We start from the raw sequence: 15,608 nt of genomic DNA, 5'->3' as shown, positions 1-15,608 counted from the left end.
CGAACTGCAGCGGGCGCTGCAGTTAATCCCCGGGTTCAGAGGAACATGCCGCCGGACGCCTCGATGCGCTGGCCGTTGATCCAGCGTCCGCCGTCGGCCAGCAGCACGGCGATCGCCCCGCCGATGTCGTCCGGCAGACCAACCCGGCCCAGTGCGGTGTTGGCGGCGATGTACTGGTTGACCTCGTTGTTGTCGCGCACCACGCCACCGCCGAAGTCGGTCTCGATGGCGCCGGGGGCGAGCACGTTGACCGTGATGCCGCGCGGGCCGAGTTCCTTGGCCAGGTAGCGGGTCCACACCTCGATACCGCCCTTCATCGCCGCATAGGCGGCGTAGCCCGGCAGGGTGAAGCGCGCCAGGCCGGTGGAGATGTTGAGGATGCGGCCTTGCTCGGCGATCAGCGGCAGCAGTTTCTGGGTGAGGAAGAAGGGTCCTTTCAACTGGATGTTCACCAGCTGGTCGAACTGCGCCTCGGTGGTTTCGGCGCAGCTTGCGTAGATGCCGATGCCGGCGTTGTTGATCAGGAAGTCGAAACGTTCGCGGCCGAAGGTGCTGGCCAGCGCCTCGGCGACTTGCGTGGCGAAGGCATCGAAGCGGCTGCTGGCGCTGACGTCGAGTTGCAGCATGGCAGCGCGACCGCCCAGCCGTTCGACTTCGCCGATCAGCGCCTGCGCTTCGCCGGCCTGGCTGTGGTAGGTGCCGATGATGTCGATGCCCTGGGCGGCCAGGTGCAGGGCGGTGTTCTTGCCGAGACCGCGGCTGGCGCCGGTGATGAGTGCGATTTTACGGGTCATGGCCGTACTCCTCGTTGCTTGGATGGAAGGGTCGAGGGCCAGCTTATTGTTCGCTTGTATCCCGATAAATATGGCTATATCGGAAATACTGATCGGCTACTACGAACAATACCGGAGGCAGTCATGAACAAGCTGGAGTTGTTGCGCACCTTCGTCCGGGTGACGGAGCTGGCCAGCTTCACCCAGGCCGGGGAGAGCCTCGGTCTGCCGCGCTCGACGGTTTCGGAGCAGGTGCGAGCGCTGGAGGCGCTGCTCGGTGCGCGGCTGCTGCACCGCACCACGCGCAGAGTGCACGCCACCCAGGACGGCCTGGTGTTGTACGAGCGCAGCAAGGACATGCTGGCGCACATGGATGAGCTGGAGGGCCTGTTCCGCCAGGACGGCACGGCGCTGGCTGGCCGCCTGCGGGTCGACATGCCCAGTTCGGTGGCCCGCAAGATCGTCCTGCCGCGGCTGGCCGAGTTCGTCGCCCGCCATCCGCAGGTCGAACTGGAGATCAGCAGCAGCGACCGCCAGGTCGACCTGGTGGGCGAGGGCTTCGACTGCGTGTTGCGGGTCGGCGAGCTGCCGGACACCTCGCTGGTCGCGCGCCGGCTCAGTGGCTTCAGCATGGTCAACTGCGCCAGCCCGGCCTATCTGCAGGCATATGGCACGCCCGCGACCCTCGAGGATCTCGCCGCGCATCGGTTGATCCACTACGTGCCGGTGCTCGGTGCCCGCTCGACCGGCTTCGACTATGTCGCCAACGGCAGGCTGCGCCAGGTGCCGATGACGGGCAACGTGACGGTGAACAACACCGACGCCTACGAGGCGGCCTGTCTCGGCGGTCTGGGACTGATTCAGGCGCCGCTGGCCGGGGTGCGCGACTACCTGGCGAGCGGTCGCCTGTGTGCCGTGCTGCCGGACTACCTGGCCCCGCCGATGGCGGTGTCGCTGCTCTATGCCGACCGGCGTTACCTGCCGCAGCGAGTGAGGGTGTTCATGCAGTGGCTGGAGGGCCTGATCGAGGCAGAAGCCCGGGTCTGATGGGCCACCGTCCCGCACTGGCCCCTGGGCGGGACGAGCGCGGGCGGCGGGGCGTCAGGAGGCCAGCACCAGGGGTTGCTGCGACTTGTCCTCCAGCGCCACCCCGGCGAGGAACTCGTCGCCCCAGCGGCGGATGTCGTTGTAGCTGACGATGTCGTACAGCTGGCGCAGGCGCGCCTGGGCCTCGGCCTTGGGCAGGTTCAGCGCCAGGTAGCAGGTCTGCGCCAGGTCCGCCGGATCGTGCGGGTTGGTCAGCAGGGCGCCCTTGAGTTCGGCGGCGGCGCCGGCGAACTCGGAGAGCACCAGCACGCCGCTGCCGCCGAGCAGGCCCTGGGCCGCGACGAACTCCTTGGCCACCAGGTTGAGGCCGTCGCGCAGCGGGGTGATCCACATGACGTCGGCCATGGCGTACCAGGCGCTGACCTCCTCGAACGGCAGGCTGCGGAAGAAGAACTGCAACGGGGTCCAGCCGATGCGCGCGAAGCGTCCGTTGATCCGTCCGACCGCCTGTTCGATCTGCGTCTGCAGCTCGTCGTAGATGGTCATCTCCTTGGCCGCCGGTACGCAGACGGTGACCAGGGTGACCTTGCCGAGCAGCTCCGGGTTGTCCGCCAGCAGGCGCTCGTAGGCGTTGAGCTTCTCCAGGATGCCCTTGGTGTAGTCGAGGCGCTCGACCGAGAGGATCAGCTTGACCCCGGACAGTTCCTCGCGCAGGCGCGTCATCATCTCGCGGATCTTCGGCGCCTCCAGGGCGCTGCGCACCCGGGCGATGTCCAGGCCCACCGGATGGGCGCCGAGCTTGACCACCCGGGTGCCGGTGTCCAGCGCGGTGGTCATGCGCTCCAGGCCCACGGCGCAGCCGTAGGTGAGGAAGCGCGGCGCGCAGTTCTGTCGCTCCAGGGTCTTGAGCGGGAACACCCCGCGGGCCACGTCGACGAAGTTCTCCACCTGGCGCGGGATGTGGAAGCCCACGTAGTCGCACTGCAGCAGGCTGCCGACGATCTGCCGGCGCCAGGGCAGCACGTTGAACACGTCCGCCGAGGGGAAGTAGGTGTGATGGAAGAAGGCGATGCGCAGGTCCGGGCGCAGCTCGCGCAGGTAGGCCGGGACCATCCACAGGTTGTAGTCGTGCAGCCAGACGATGGCGCCTTCGGCGGCTTCCAGGGCGGTGCGCTCGGCGAAGGCGCGGTTGACCTTGCAGAACACCTGCCAGTCGTCCTCGTTGAAGGTGGCCCGCTCCCAGAAGGTGTGCAGGGTCGGCCAGAACGCCTCCTTGGAGAAGCGCTTGTAGAAGATGTCGACCTCTTCCTTGCTCAGTTTGACCCGTGCGGCGGTGAGCTTGGGGTAGCGTTCGGCGTCCACCGTGGTGTGGCTGTCGAAGGGCTCGCCGTCGTCCTCGTGTACCGCCCAGGCCACCCAGGAACCGGGCCGGTCGTCGCCGAAGAAGCTCAGCAGGGTGGGGATGATGCCGTTCGGCGAGGTCGGCCGGCGACGCTGCAGCTTGCCGTCGGCGCCGCGGTATTCCTCGTAGGGCAGGCGGTGGTAGACCATCACCAGCTCGGCCTTGCCGGGCTGGGCGGCCTGGCGGCGTTCGGCGGCGATGCCGTGGGCGCCGAGGAAGCCGAAGTGGGCGAAGGCCTCGAGGATGCCGCCGCAGCCCGGACGCTGGGCGTGCAGGGTGCGCGAGTGGCTGGCGGTGGCGTCGAGCAGGCCCGTCTCGGACTGGCCGACGCAGACGCCTTTGAAGGGGCCGCTGAGCATGGACAGGTCGTTGAGGGTGTCGCCGGCGGCCAGCACCTGGTCGGCCTCCAGCTCCAGCCAGTCGGCCAGGGCCTTGAGGCTGCTGCCCTTGTTCACCCCCTGGGGCAGGAAGTCGAGGTAGCGTTCGGCCGAGTACAGCAGGTCGCAGCCCAGGGCCCGGGCCGCCTCCAGCAGCGCCGGGTTGGCCGCCTGCTCGGGCGTGCAGAAGTAGGAGCAGCGGCGCGCCTGGGGCACGTCCTGGCGCTCCAGGTCGAAACCCTCGATGGCGCTGGCGACCTGGCTTTCGCCGGGCCACAGGGCGTCCACCGCGCTCTGCAGCGGCTGGATCGGCTGCAGCGTGTCGCCGTGCACCAGGCTGGCGCCGACGTCGGCGATGATGAAGTCCGGCTGCGGCAGCGTCGGGTCGGACAGCAACGGCAGCACCGCCTCCAGGCTGCGGCCGGTGACGTAGGCCAGGCGGATGTCCGGGTGGGCGGCGATGGTCTGGTAGAGGCTCAGGCGATCCTCGGGATCGCCGGCGAGAAAGGTTCCATCGAGATCGGTGGCAAGTAGCATGCGCTGTCTCCTTGTGCAGTTGACGCGCCGACCTGGGCCGACGTGCTAAAGGGTGGGCGTTGCCGCTGGAGGGCGGCGGCCGCAGTTGTGGCAGCAGCGGGTTGGCCGCCGCTACCGTGATTCGGGGGCGAGCGCCTCGTCGCCGGCGCCGGCTTCGGCCGGCGGTGCGTCGGGCATCAGCTCGAGCACCGTGGGGCTGGTGCGCAGCATCGGCACGAAGTGCGCCTGCGCGCCGCTGACCAGGTCGCTGACGTGGCGCAGGCGATACCAGGTGTAGCCGGCCAGCACGGCCAGCACCGCGGCGAAGTACAGCGGCAGTGCCTGGGCGCCCAGCTGTTGCATCAGCACCCCGGCCAGCAGCGGGCCGCACACCGAGCCGATGCCGTTGACCAGCAGCAGGCTGCAGGAGCCGGCGAGAATCTCGTCGCTGTGCAGCTGGTCGATCAGCTGGGCCACGGCGATCGGATAGATGGCGAAGGCCAGGCCGCCGAACAGGAACATCAGCCCGAGCAGCGGGCGTCCGGCCGGCAGCAGGCTCATCGCCAGCGCCACCAGCACCGCCAGCAGCACCACCCAGAGCATCACCAGGCGCCGGTCGTGGCGGTCGGAGTAGCGGCCGATCGGCCACTGCAGCAGGGCGCCGCCGAGAATCGCGCTGCTCATCAGCAGGCCCACGCCGCCGGCGTCGAAGCCGCTCAGGCTGGCGTACACCGGGGCCATGCCCCAGAAGGCGCCGAGGGCCAGGCCGGACAGGCCGGCGGCGACGATGGCCAACGGGGCGATGCCGAGCAGCTGGCGCAGGTTGCTGTGCAGGCTGTCCGGCACGCTGGGCTGGCGCTGGCGGGTCAGGGTGATGGGCATCAGCGCCGCGCTGATCAGCATCGCCGCCAGGACGAACAGGACGAACTGGCTGGGATCGGCCAGGTTGAGCAGCTGCTGCGCCGCCGCCAGGGCACCGAGATTGACCGCCATGTACAGGGCGAACACCTGCCCGCGCTTCTCCGCGGGAGCCTGGGCGTTGAGCCAGCTCTCGATCACCGTGTACAGGCTGACCAGGGCCAGGCCGTAGAGCACGCGCAGGGCGAGCCAGATCCAGGGATCGATCAGCAGCACATGGAGCAGGGCGGCGATCGCGGCCAGTGCGGCGCAAAAGGCGAAGGCACGGATATGGCCAACCCGGCGCACCAGCGGAATCGCCAGCCAGGTGCCGAGGAGGAAGCCGACGAAGTACCCGGACATGATCAGGCCGAGCATCGAGGTGGAGTAGCCTTCGGCGACGCCACGCAAGGTCAGGAGGGTGTTGAGCAGGCCATTGCCGAGCAGGAGTAACGCGACCCCGCTCAGCAGCGAGCTGATGGGGGCAATCTGGGACCACATGGCGAACTACCCTAGGGAACTATTCTCCCGATAGCAAGCACGAAGCGGGCCAGGTGTGCTGGTGCGTGCTTATTAACTCATTGATAACAAAGAAATAATTCAGCTGATAAATGGGCGGCGATATTTTTTTGGCGAGTCCTTGCACCGTTATGGGGCGTTATCCCCTGGCGCCGCCTCCATCTTCAGCGGCGCCAGGGCGGGGGGCGTGGCTCCGGCGGCCTGGTTGAAGCGCTCCACCATGGCGTTGAGCTCCTCGCGGTCGCGCCGGTTGGCGATGTGCCGGTCGGCGGTTTCCAGAACGCTTTGCGCATGCCTGACCAGATCGGCCTTGTGCCGGGCGCTGGGTTGCTGGTACAGCAGGTTCTTGTAGGCCTGCAGCAGGCCGCTCAGGACCTGGGGGTCGGCGCCGCCGTAGGTGCGCAGCGGACCGAAGACCAGCTGCAGCAGCTGGTCCAGCGGCAGCTCGAGGAAGAATAGCCGCGGCGCCTGGTCCGCCAGTGGCATGACGTCCAGGTCCGGCAGCGCCATGCGCTTGCTGAACAGCACGCAGAGCATGTCGATGGCGGTGAGCGCCGTGCCCGGATCGTTGATGCCGGGGCTCAGGGCCTTCACGGCGATCTCGGAGATATGCTTGCAACCGAACACGTAATGGGAGCTGGCGTACTGCTCGACGAAGAAGTCGAAGCAGTCGAGCAGCTGCTGCTGCAGCGCCTCGTCGACGGGGCGGTCGAGCTTGAACAGCGGGTGTCCGGCCATGACGAAGAAGCCGCGATGGACCAGTACCGCCATGCGCAGGTCGTGCTCCTCGAGCAGGGCGTTGAGGGTGACGACGTTCAGCTCCTTGAAATAGCCGCTGCGCCGTGCCTCGACTTGCGCCCAGCCGGCCGCCACCGGCCAGCGGGGTGGCTGTCGGCAGTCGAGCAGCTTGCGCTCACAGCCGCCGAGCTTGTCCAGAGTGGTGCAGTAGAGGTTGTTGAGGATGTACTCGACCTGGATCGACTGGGAGATCGAGCGGATGAACTGCACGAACAGGCCCAGGCAGGCGATTCCCAGCCCCAGGGTGACCAGTACGCCGAGGCTGGGCACCCGTTCGTCGCCCTGTTGCTCGATGGTGGTGATCAGCAGCAGCGCATAGAGAATGGTGCCCAGGTAGAAGCCCAGGGTCTTCTGGTGGCCCTTGCTGCTGATCAGCCCGGGGATAACCCGCGGCGAGAGCGCCGCGGCGGCGTTGTTGAGTACCACCATGACCATCGAGAAGCTGAACACCATCAGCGACATGATGCCGGCCACCAGGGTGCCGAGGATCAGCCGGGCGTTGTCGGCGTTCTTCACCAGGCCGATGTCCAGCCTGGCCTTGAGGACCAGCAGCCAGGGCTGGTATTCGATGGCGATGTTCAGCAGGCACAGGAGCAGGAAGCCCAGGGCGATCAGCGTCGGGTAGAACGCCAGGCTGTGGACGGTGCGCTGATAGGCACGGAAGAGCAGGTTGGAGGGTTGCACCAAGGGAGCGGCCGCCGGGACGAAGGGGTTGCCCGAACTATAGTCGAGCCTGCGTCCGGCGGGCCGCGCGCCGGCCGCCAGGACGGGGCCTCAGGTGCAGACCCGGGCGATGGCGCTGGCCAGCTGCTCCAGTCGTTCGGCGTCCAGGCCGGCGACGTTGGCCCGACCCGAGCCGACCATGTACACGCTGTACTCCTCGTGCAGCCGCTGCACCTGCCGTGGCGACAGGCCGGTGTAGGAGAACATCCCCCGTTGCACGGCGATATGGGCGAAGCGCTCGGCCAGGCCGTGGGGGCGCAGGGCCTCGACCAGGCCCAGGCGCAGGCCGGCGACGCGCGCACGCATGGCGTTCAGCTCCTCCTGCCACAGCGCCCTGAGTTCGCCGTCGTCGAGGATGCTGGCGACCACCGCGGCGCCGTGGGACGGCGGGGTCGACCACAGGTTGCGGGCGATGGCGGCCAGCTGGCTGCGCACGTCCACGAGCTTGTCGGCGTCCGCCGCGCAGACCAGCAGGGCGCCGGTGCGCTCGCGATAGAGGCCGAAATTCTTCGAGCAGGAGCTGGTTACCAGCAGCTCCGGCAGCGCCTCGGCGAACAGCCGTACCGCCCAGGCGTCCTCCTCCAGGCCTGCGCCGAAGCCCTGGTAGGCGAAGTCGATCAGCGGCAGCAGCTCGCGCGCCTTGACCACCTCCAGCACCCGGCGCCAGTCGTCCTGGCCGAGGTCGAAGCCGGTGGGGTTGTGGCAGCAGGCGTGCAGCAGCACCACGTCGCCCTGGGGCAGGCGGGCGAGGGCCTCGAGCATGGCCTCGACATCCAGGCGATTGTCCGCGCGGACATAGGGGTAGTGGCCGACGTGCAGGCCGGCCGCGGCGAACAGGGTCTCGTGGATCGGCCAGGTCGGGTCGCTCAGCCAGATGCCGCGGCCGGGCAGGCAGTGGCCGATGAAATCGGCCGCCAGGCGCAGGGCGCCGGTGCCGCCGGGGGTCTGGCTGGCGGCGGCGCGCTGGGCGGCCAACGCCGGGTTGTCTGCACCCAGCACCAGTTCGGCCAGGCGGGCGGCGAACAGCGGATCGCCGTGGCCGCCGATGTAACTCTTGCTGGTCTCGCCCTCGACCAGGCGCCGCTCGGCCAGTTTCACCGCCTGGGGGATGGGCGTCAGGCCCCGGGCGTCCTTGTACACCCCGACGCCCAGGTCCAGCTTGGCTGGGTTGGTGTCGGCGCGAAAGGCCTCCATCAGGCCGAGGATGGGGTCGCCGGGCACCCGCGCGATGGCGCCGAAGTGCCTCACTTGCGGCCCTCCGCGTTCTTGGCCACCTCGTCGGTGCGCGCCGCCATGATGAAGTCGTTGCGGTGCAGGCCGCGGGCCTCGTGGCTCCACCAGGTCACGGTGACCTTGCCCCATTCGGTGAGCAGGGCCGGGTGATGGCCTTCTTCCTCGGCGATGGCGCCGACGGCGTTGGTGAAGGCCAGGGCATGGCGGAAATTCTTGAACAGGAAGACCTTCTCCAGCTCCATGTGGTCGCCGCGGGTCTCGATGTTCCAGTCGGGGATCTGCTTGATCAGTTCGGCCAGCTCTTCGTCGGACACCAGCGGGGCGCCGGCGCGGCAGGCTTCGCAGTGGGCTTGGGCAAGGCTCATGGGGATTCTCCTGAATAGGTGCTTTCGTAGGGTGGACAACGGCCGCAGGCCTTGTCCACCGTGGCAATGCGATGCTGGATGGCGCTTTCCGGCCTAGGCCGCTTTCGGCGGGAACTTCGGCGCATGCAGGCCCAGGCGCATGGCCTGCTGGACCAGGGCCATGATGTCCTCGTGGGCCAGTTCGAACAGGCGCTTGAGCTCCGGCAGGACAAAGTACAGCGGCTGCAGGATGTCGATGCGGTACGGCGTGCGCATCGCCTCGAGCGGGTCGAAGGGCTGGTGCTCGGGTTCGTCGGACAGGCAGTAGACGGTCTCCTTCGGCGAGGAGAGGATGCCGCCGCCGTAGATCTTGCGGCCCTGGCTGGTGTCGACCAGACCGAACTCGATGGTCATCCAGTACAGCCGGGCGAGGTACACCCGCTCCTCCTTGCTGGCCTTGAGGCCGAGCTTGCCGTAGGTGTGGGTGAACTCGGCGAACCAGGGGTTGGTCAGCAGCGGACAGTGGCCGAAGATCTCGTGGAAGATGTCCGGCTCCTGCAGGTAGTCCAGCTCCTCCGGGGTGCGGATGAAGGTGGCCACCGGGAACTGCTGGCTGGCCAGCAGCTCGAAGAAGGTCTGGAAGGGGATCAGCGCCGGCACCCGGGCCACGCGCCAGCCGGTGCTGGCCTGCAGCACCCTGTTGATCTCGTCGAGCTGGGGGATGCGTTCGAGCGGCAGGCCGAGCTGGTCGATACCGTCCAGGTACTCCTGGCAGGCGCGCCCCTCGACCACCTTGAGCTGCCGGGTGATCAGGGTGTTCCACACCCGATGCTCGGCGTCGTCGTAGTGGATGAAGCCGCTTTCGTCCGGTTTGCGGGCCACGTACTGCGTGGATTTCATCGCTGCCTCCTGAGGGGGCCTTGTTGTTGTGTTGGACTATGGATATCCCAGGATGTGCGATTGCGCAGCCAGCTCCGGGGAGCGCGGGGCGCCGGTCAGGCGCTTTTTCGTAAAGAATAGGTTACGTTGCCCGCGAAATGGCCAGGCGTCTTCTTGCTGGCGGGTCTTGCCGTCACATATTCTTGACGGAAATTAAGGCCGAGCGTTCGATTCCAGGGGCTCGGTCATCCGTATCACCGCCACCGGGACCCCTCATGCGCATCAAAGTCCACTGCCAGAACCGTATCGGTATCCTGCGCGACATCCTCAACCTGCTGGTCGACTACGGCATCAACGTGGCCCGTGGCGAGGTCGGCGGCGAGCAGGGCAACGCCATCTACCTGCATTGCCCGAACCTGATCAATCTGCAGTTCCAGTCGCTGCGCGCGAAGTTCGAGGCGATTCCCGGGGTCTTCGGCGTCAAGCGCGTCGGCCTGATGCCCAGTGAGCGCCGCCACCTGGAGCTCAACGCGTTGCTCGGCGCCCTGGATTTTCCGGTGCTGTCGATCGACATGGGCGGCTCCATAGTCGCCGCCAATCGCGCCGCCGCACAGTTGCTCGGGGTGCGGGTGGACGAGGTGCCGGGCATTCCGCTGTCGCGCTATGCCGAGGACTTCGACCTGCCCGAGCTGGTACGGGCGAACAAGTCGCGGATCAACGGCCTGCGGGTCAAGGTCAAGGGCGATGTGTTCCTCGCCGACATCGCGCCGCTGCAGACCGAGCACGACGAGAGCGATGCCCTGGCCGGCGCGGTGCTCACCCTGCACCGCGCCGACCGCATCGGCGAGCGCATCTACCATGTGCGCAAGCAGGAGCTGCGCGGCTTCGACAGCATCTTCCAGAGCTCCAGGGTGATGGCCGCGGTGGTGCGCGAGGCGCGACGCATGGCGCCGCTGGACGCGCCGCTGCTGATCGAGGGCGAGACCGGCACCGGCAAGGAACTGCTGGCGCGCGCCTGCCACCTGGCCAGCCCGCGCGGGCAGTCGCCGTTCATGGCGCTCAACTGCGCCGGGCTGCCGGAGTCCATGGCCGAGACCGAGCTGTTCGGCTACGGCCCCGGCGCCTTCGAGGGGGCGCGGCCGGAGGGCAAGCTGGGCCTGCTCGAGCTGACCGCCGGCGGCACCCTGTTTCTCGATGGCGTCGGCGAGATGAGCCCGCGGCTGCAGGCCAAGCTGCTGCGCTTCCTGCAGGACGGCTGCTTCCGCCGGGTCGGCAGCGACGAGGAGGTCTACCTGGACGTGCGGGTGGTCTGCGCCACCCAGGTCGACCTGTCCGAGCTGTGCGCCCGGGGCGAGTTCCGCCAGGACCTCTACCACCGGCTCAACGTGCTCAGCCTGCACATCCCGCCGCTGCGCGAATGCCTCGATGGCCTGGCGCCGCTGGTCGAGCACTTCCTCGACCAGGCCAGCCGGCAGATCGGCTGCCCGCTGCCCAGGCTGGCGCCCCAGGCGCTGGACAAGCTCGGCCATTACCACTGGCCGGGCAACGTGCGCCAGCTGGAGAACGTGCTGTTCCAGGCGGTGTCGCTGTGCGAGGGCGGCACGGTCAAGGTCGAGCATATCCGCCTGCCGGACTACGGCGCGCCGCAGCCGCTCGGCGACTTTTCCCTGGAGGGCGGCCTGGACGCCATCCTCGGCCGCTTCGAGAAGGCGGTGCTCGAGCGCCTGTATGCCGAGCATCCGAGCAGCCGGCAGCTGGGCAGGCGCCTCGGGGTGTCGCACACCACCATCGCCAACAAGCTGCGCCAGCACGGTGTCGGTAAGGAGTAATAACCTTTCGTATTTGGGTTGTTGGTGCAAATGCGAAACTGTAGCATTGGGCTTCGATTTTGCGCCGCAGGGAGTGCCTGGCCCGACAACAAGAAGGTAGCTCCCATGCTCAAGACGCTTCTCATCTACAGTCACCTGCTCGCCACCTGCGTCGCCCTCGGCACCCTGCTGCAGGCCGACCACAAGCTCTGGCGCTGGCGCAAGGAGGGGCTGGACGAGGGGCGGCGTGCGCAGTTGGCGGAGGTGCAGCAGGTGGTCGGCCTGGCCCTGCTGGCCCTGTGGGGTACCGGGCTGGCGCTGGTGGCCCAGGGCTACCTCAGCGTCGGGCCCGACTATCTGCTCAACCAGAAGCTCTGGGCCAAGGGCAGCGTGGTCGTGCTGCTGAGCATCAACGGCCTGCTGCTGCACCGCCTGGGCTTCCCGCTGCTGCACCAGGGCGCCTTCGTCGCCTTGCCCGTCTCGGCGCGGCTGCGTCTCGGCCTGCTCGGCGCGCTGTCCATGAGTGCCTGGCTGTTCGCCGCGTTCCTCGGCGTGGCGCGGCCGTGGAACGAGGGCATGACCTACCTGCAGGTGATGGGCATATTCGCCGCGCTCTGGCTGCTGGCCAGTCTGCTGGCGTGCCTGGTGGTCACCGCCGCGGGGGCGCGCCGCGAGGAGGCGGCGGCCGAGTCCTGTTAGACCATTGGTGCAATGGCCGGGCCGGCGGTCAGTGCCCGAGGCTGAGCGCATCCGGTTCCTGCGCGGTGTGGATACCGGCATTCTCCATTCCGTTGGGAAGGATCGACTGGGCGACCCCGCGCGGGTCGCCTTTTCTTTGCCCGCTCCCGGTGGCCGTCAGCGCCTCGGGAGTGGCTGGCGGGGGCGGTGAGACGCTTGTCGTAGAGCGGTAATACCATGGTCGTATGGCCCTCGGCGGGGGCGCTGGCTACAAAATGCCCCATTGAAGAACAACAACTAACGTTGAGGTATTGCTGATGAGTGCTGCGTCCCTGTATCCCGTGCGCCCCGAGGTAGCGGCCCGGTCGTTGACCGATGAAGCCACCTACAAAGCCATGTACCAGCAGTCGGTGATCAACCCCGAGGGCTTCTGGCGTGAACAGGCCCAGCGTCTGGACTGGATCAAGCCCTTTACCCAGGTCAAGCAGACCTCCTTCGACGATCACCGCGTCGATATCAAGTGGTTCGCCGACGGCACCCTCAACGTGGCCTACAACTGCCTGGACCGTCATCTGCAGGAGCGGGGCGATCAGGTGGCGATCATCTGGGAGGGCGACGATCCGTCCGCGAGCCAGCGCATCACCTATCGCGAACTGCACGAGCAGGTGTGCAAGCTGGCCAATGCCCTGCGCGGGCAGGACGTGCACCGCGGCGACGTGGTGACCATCTATATGCCGATGATCCCGGAGGCGGTGGTGGCGATGCTCGCCTGCGCGCGCATCGGCGCCGTTCATTCGGTGGTGTTCGGCGGCTTTTCCCCCGAGGCGCTGGCCGGGCGGATCATCGACTGCAAGTCCAAGCTGGTGATCACCGCCGACGAGGGCCTGCGCGGCGGCAAGAGCATCCCGCTCAAGGAGAACGTCGACGACGCGCTGAGCAATCCGGAAACCGCCAGCGTGCAGAAGGTCATCGTCTGCAAGCGCACCGGCGGGCAGATCAAGTGGCACCCCCATCGCGACCTCTGGTATGCGGACCTGATGCAGGTCGCCGGCAGCCAGTGCGCGCCCAAGGAGATGGGGGCCGAGGAGCCGCTGTTCATCCTCTACACCTCGGGATCGACCGGCAAGCCCAAGGGCGTGCAGCACACCACCGGCGGTTATCTGCTGTATGCCGCGCTGACCCACGAGCGGGTGTTCGACTACCGCCCGGGCGAGGTGTTCTGGTGCACCGCCGACATCGGCTGGGTCACCGGCCACAGCTACAACGTCTACGGGCCGCTGGCCAACGGCGCCACCATCGTGCTGTTCGAGGGCGTGCCGAACTACCCGGACATCACCCGGGTCGCCAGGATCATCGACAAGCACCAGGTCAACATCCTCTACACCGCGCCGACCGCCATTCGCGCCATGATGGCGCAGGGCCGGGCGGCGGTGGAGGGCTTCGACGGCTCCAGCCTGCGCCTGCTCGGCTCGGTCGGCGAGCCGATCAACCCGGAGGCCTGGCAGTGGTACTACGAGACCCTCGGCCAGAGCCGCTGCCCGATCGTCGATACCTGGTGGCAGACCGAGACCGGCGCCACCCTGATGAGTCCCTTGCCCGGCGCCCACGGCCTCAAGCCGGGCTCGGCGGCGCGACCGTTCTTCGGCGTGCAGCCGGCCCTGGTGGACAACGTGGGCAACCTGCTGGAGGGGGCCACCGAGGGCAACCTGGTGATCATCGACTCCTGGCCGGGCCAGGCGCGCACCCTGTATGGCGACCACGACCGCTTCGTCGAGACCTACTTCAAGACCTTCAAGGGCATGTACTTCACCGGTGACGGCGCCCGCCGCGACGAGGACGGCTACTACTGGATCACCGGGCGGGTCGACGACGTGCTCAACGTGTCCGGCCATCGCATGGGCACCGCGGAGGTGGAAAGCGCCATGGTCGCCCATCCGAAAGTCGCCGAGGCGGCGGTGGTCGGCGTGCCGCACGACATCAAGGGGCAGGGCATCTACGTCTACGTCACCCTGAACAGCGGCGAGGAGCCTTCCGAGCAACTGCGCCTGGAGCTGAAGAGCTGGGTGCGCAAGGAGATCGGTCCGATCGCCACCCCGGACGTGATCCAGTGGGCGCCGGGCCTGCCGAAGACCCGTTCGGGCAAGATCATGCGCCGCATCCTGCGCAAGATCGCCGTCGCCGAGTACGATGCGCTCGGCGATATCTCCACGCTGGCCGATCCTGGCGTGGTGCAACACCTCATCGATACCCATCGCGGCATGCAGGCCGCCTGACCGCCCTCCGCCCGCAGCGCCCCGCCCCGGCCCCTGGTCGCGGCGGGGCGTCGTGCTTTACGGGAGGTTTCTTCACGCACGGGTGGATGGCGCACGAGGTTTCGGCGCGGTAACGCCCTGCTCGTCGGCTGGGGCCTAAGGAAACGTTTCTTCCCGTGGCGCCGGCGCCTGAGCCTCTGGGTCGGGGCGGACGGCGGGCTGCAGGGCGCATGCTGCCTGGATTATTAGATATATGGCGCGCTAATTGCTGTAGTTACTGGTTGCCTCTCCTGTCCGTCTCTGCATGTTTGCCGGAGACTGTCAATGCGCCCTCGCGCGCCTTTCTGGCCTTTTGTAAATACTTGTCGCATTGAGGAAATTTCGCCTTTTGGGCTCTCGTTAGAATGCCCGTCACCCAGCCGGGCTCCTTGTCGTTCGTGCGATACGCGGCAAGGACGGCGACGTTCCCCGCAATTCATGCATGGCTGGCCGCATGTATGCACCCTCGGCAGCGCCCAGCGAAGCCATTCCCATTCGAAGGAGTCACAAGATGAAGAAGATTGCACTTCTCGGCGCACTGGCGCTCTCCATGCTGTCCCCGCTGGCCATGGCCGAAGAGGCCAAGCCGCTGCGCATCGGTATCGAGGCGGCCTACCCGCCGTTCGCCTACAAGACCCCGGAAGGCAATATCACCGGCTTCGACTACGACATCGGCCAGGCCCTGTGCGAAGAGATGAAGGTCGAGTGCAAGTGGATCGAGCAGGAGTTCGATGGCCTGATCCCGGCGCTGAAGGTGCGCAAGTTCGACGCCGTGCTGTCCTCCATGACCATCACCGAAGACCGCCTCAAGTCGGTGGACTTCTCCAGGAAGTACTACCACACCCCGGCCAAGCTGGCGATGAAGGCCGGCACCCAGATCAATGACCCGCTGGTCGACCTCAAGGGCAAGAAGGTCGGCGTGCAGCGCGCCTCGATCTACGACCGCTATGCCAGCGACCATTTCGCCCCGGCCGGCATCGAAGTGGTGCGCTACAGCTCGCAGAACGAGATCTTCCTGGACATGACCGCCGGCCGCCTGGACGCCACCCTGGCCGATGCGGTGAACATCGACGACGGCTTCCTCAAGACCGACGCCGGCAAGGGCTTCGCCCTGGTGGGGCCTGACTTCACCGAGCAGAAGTACTTCGGCGAGGGTGCCGGCATCGCCGTGCGCAAGGGCGACAAGGCCCTGGCGGACAAGATCACCGCGGCCATCGCGGCGATCCGCGCCAACGGCAAGTACCAGGAAGTGCAGGACAAGTATTTCGGCTTCGACGTCTACGGCGAGTAATCGCTTCCCACCGAAAGTGGCGCACACTGACT

General features: G+C 67.5%; 12 protein-coding genes. 5 read left to right on the top strand and 7 right to left on the bottom strand.

All coding sequences use genetic code 11. From position 1 onward, the window contains the following. Nucleotides 1-35 precede the first annotated feature (35 nt). Nucleotides 36-794 (bottom strand): SDR family NAD(P)-dependent oxidoreductase, encoded by a 759-nt coding sequence (locus tag I0D00_RS02705; RefSeq protein ID WP_213638223.1) that lies wholly within the window; start codon nucleotides 792-794, stop codon nucleotides 36-38. A gap of 123 nt (nucleotides 795-917) precedes the next feature. Here I0D00_RS02705 and I0D00_RS02700 point away from each other — a divergent pair, with 123 nt between their 5' ends. Then, a complete protein-coding gene (locus tag I0D00_RS02700; RefSeq protein ID WP_213638222.1) occupies nucleotides 918-1,820 on the top strand; it encodes a LysR family transcriptional regulator in 903 nt (300 codons plus the stop codon). A gap of 54 nt (nucleotides 1,821-1,874) precedes the next feature. Here I0D00_RS02700 and ggpS read toward each other — a convergent pair whose 3' ends face one another. The 6 genes from ggpS to phhA all read right to left on the bottom strand — a co-directional run bounded on the left by ggpS (nucleotide 1,875) and on the right by phhA (nucleotide 9,529). Continuing rightward, nucleotides 1,875-4,136 carry a glucosylglycerol-phosphate synthase gene (gene ggpS, locus I0D00_RS02695; protein ID WP_213638221.1) on the bottom strand — a complete coding sequence of 754 codons (2,262 nt, stop codon included), beginning with the start codon at nucleotides 4,134-4,136 and terminating at the stop codon, nucleotides 1,875-1,877. 111 nt (nucleotides 4,137-4,247) lie between these two features. Continuing rightward, complete coding sequence (locus tag I0D00_RS02690; protein WP_213638220.1) at nucleotides 4,248-5,513, bottom strand: MFS transporter; 1,266 nt, start codon at nucleotides 5,511-5,513, stop codon at nucleotides 4,248-4,250. Nucleotides 5,514-5,660: 147 nt separating this feature from the next. Continuing rightward, entirely contained in the window at nucleotides 5,661-7,016 is a 1,356-nt protein-coding gene (locus I0D00_RS02685; RefSeq protein ID WP_213638219.1) for a DUF2254 domain-containing protein, read from the bottom strand. 87 nt (nucleotides 7,017-7,103) lie between these two features. After that, a complete protein-coding gene (locus tag I0D00_RS02680) occupies nucleotides 7,104-8,300 on the bottom strand; it encodes an amino acid aminotransferase (protein ID WP_213638218.1) in 1,197 nt (398 codons plus the stop codon). Beyond that, on the bottom strand, nucleotides 8,297-8,650 hold the full coding sequence (locus I0D00_RS02675) for a 4a-hydroxytetrahydrobiopterin dehydratase (RefSeq protein ID WP_213638217.1): 354 nt from the start codon (nucleotides 8,648-8,650) through the stop codon (nucleotides 8,297-8,299). Before I0D00_RS02675 ends, I0D00_RS02680 begins: the two co-directional genes overlap by 4 nt. A 93-nt stretch (nucleotides 8,651-8,743) precedes the next feature. Then, nucleotides 8,744-9,529 carry a phenylalanine 4-monooxygenase gene (gene phhA, locus I0D00_RS02670; RefSeq protein WP_213638216.1) on the bottom strand — a complete coding sequence of 262 codons (786 nt, stop codon included), beginning with the start codon at nucleotides 9,527-9,529 and terminating at the stop codon, nucleotides 8,744-8,746. A gap of 254 nt (nucleotides 9,530-9,783) precedes the next feature. Between phhA and I0D00_RS02665 the strand changes: the two genes are divergently transcribed. The 4 genes from I0D00_RS02665 (at nucleotide 9,784) to I0D00_RS02650 (ending at nucleotide 15,576) form a co-directional block, all read left to right on the top strand. Continuing rightward, entirely contained in the window at nucleotides 9,784-11,337 is a 1,554-nt protein-coding gene (locus I0D00_RS02665) for a sigma-54-dependent transcriptional regulator (protein ID WP_213638215.1), read from the top strand. A gap of 105 nt (nucleotides 11,338-11,442) precedes the next feature. Further along, nucleotides 11,443-12,015 carry a hypothetical protein gene (locus I0D00_RS02660; RefSeq protein WP_213638214.1) on the top strand — a complete coding sequence of 191 codons (573 nt, stop codon included), beginning with the start codon at nucleotides 11,443-11,445 and terminating at the stop codon, nucleotides 12,013-12,015. A gap of 296 nt (nucleotides 12,016-12,311) precedes the next feature. Then, complete coding sequence (gene acs / locus I0D00_RS02655; RefSeq protein ID WP_213638213.1) at nucleotides 12,312-14,267, top strand: acetate--CoA ligase; 1,956 nt, start codon at nucleotides 12,312-12,314, stop codon at nucleotides 14,265-14,267. A 529-nt stretch (nucleotides 14,268-14,796) separates the two neighbouring features. Next, nucleotides 14,797-15,576 carry an ABC transporter substrate-binding protein gene (locus tag I0D00_RS02650; RefSeq protein ID WP_213638212.1) on the top strand — a complete coding sequence of 260 codons (780 nt, stop codon included), beginning with the start codon at nucleotides 14,797-14,799 and terminating at the stop codon, nucleotides 15,574-15,576. Nucleotides 15,577-15,608 lie beyond the last annotated feature (32 nt).

This window comes from Pseudomonas lalucatii (assembly GCF_018398425.1).
Taxonomy (GTDB): Bacteria; Pseudomonadota; Gammaproteobacteria; order Pseudomonadales; family Pseudomonadaceae; genus Aquipseudomonas; species Aquipseudomonas lalucatii.
The sequence above is the reverse complement of the archived record's forward strand: the minus strand, read 5'-3'. Positions and strand labels throughout refer to the sequence as shown.

Bases quoted from the DNA above. Each gene is read 5' to 3' on its own strand.
- I0D00_RS02705 (WP_213638223.1), bottom strand. From the start codon at position 794: ATGACCCGTAAAATCGCACTCATCACCGGCGCCAGCCGCGGTCTCGGC.
- I0D00_RS02700 (WP_213638222.1), top strand. From the start codon at position 918: ATGAACAAGCTGGAGTTGTTGCGCACCTTCGTCCGGGTGACGGAGCTG.
- ggpS (WP_213638221.1), bottom strand. From the start codon at position 4,136: ATGCTACTTGCCACCGATCTCGATGGAACCTTTCTCGCCGGCGATCCC.
- I0D00_RS02690 (WP_213638220.1), bottom strand. From the start codon at position 5,513: ATGTGGTCCCAGATTGCCCCCATCAGCTCGCTGCTGAGCGGGGTCGCG.
- I0D00_RS02675 (WP_213638217.1), bottom strand. From the start codon at position 8,650: ATGAGCCTTGCCCAAGCCCACTGCGAAGCCTGCCGCGCCGGCGCCCCG.
- phhA (WP_213638216.1), bottom strand. From the start codon at position 9,529: ATGAAATCCACGCAGTACGTGGCCCGCAAACCGGACGAAAGCGGCTTC.
- I0D00_RS02665 (WP_213638215.1), top strand. From the start codon at position 9,784: ATGCGCATCAAAGTCCACTGCCAGAACCGTATCGGTATCCTGCGCGAC.
- I0D00_RS02660 (WP_213638214.1), top strand. From the start codon at position 11,443: ATGCTCAAGACGCTTCTCATCTACAGTCACCTGCTCGCCACCTGCGTC.
- acs (WP_213638213.1), top strand. From the start codon at position 12,312: ATGAGTGCTGCGTCCCTGTATCCCGTGCGCCCCGAGGTAGCGGCCCGG.
- I0D00_RS02650 (WP_213638212.1), top strand. From the start codon at position 14,797: ATGAAGAAGATTGCACTTCTCGGCGCACTGGCGCTCTCCATGCTGTCC.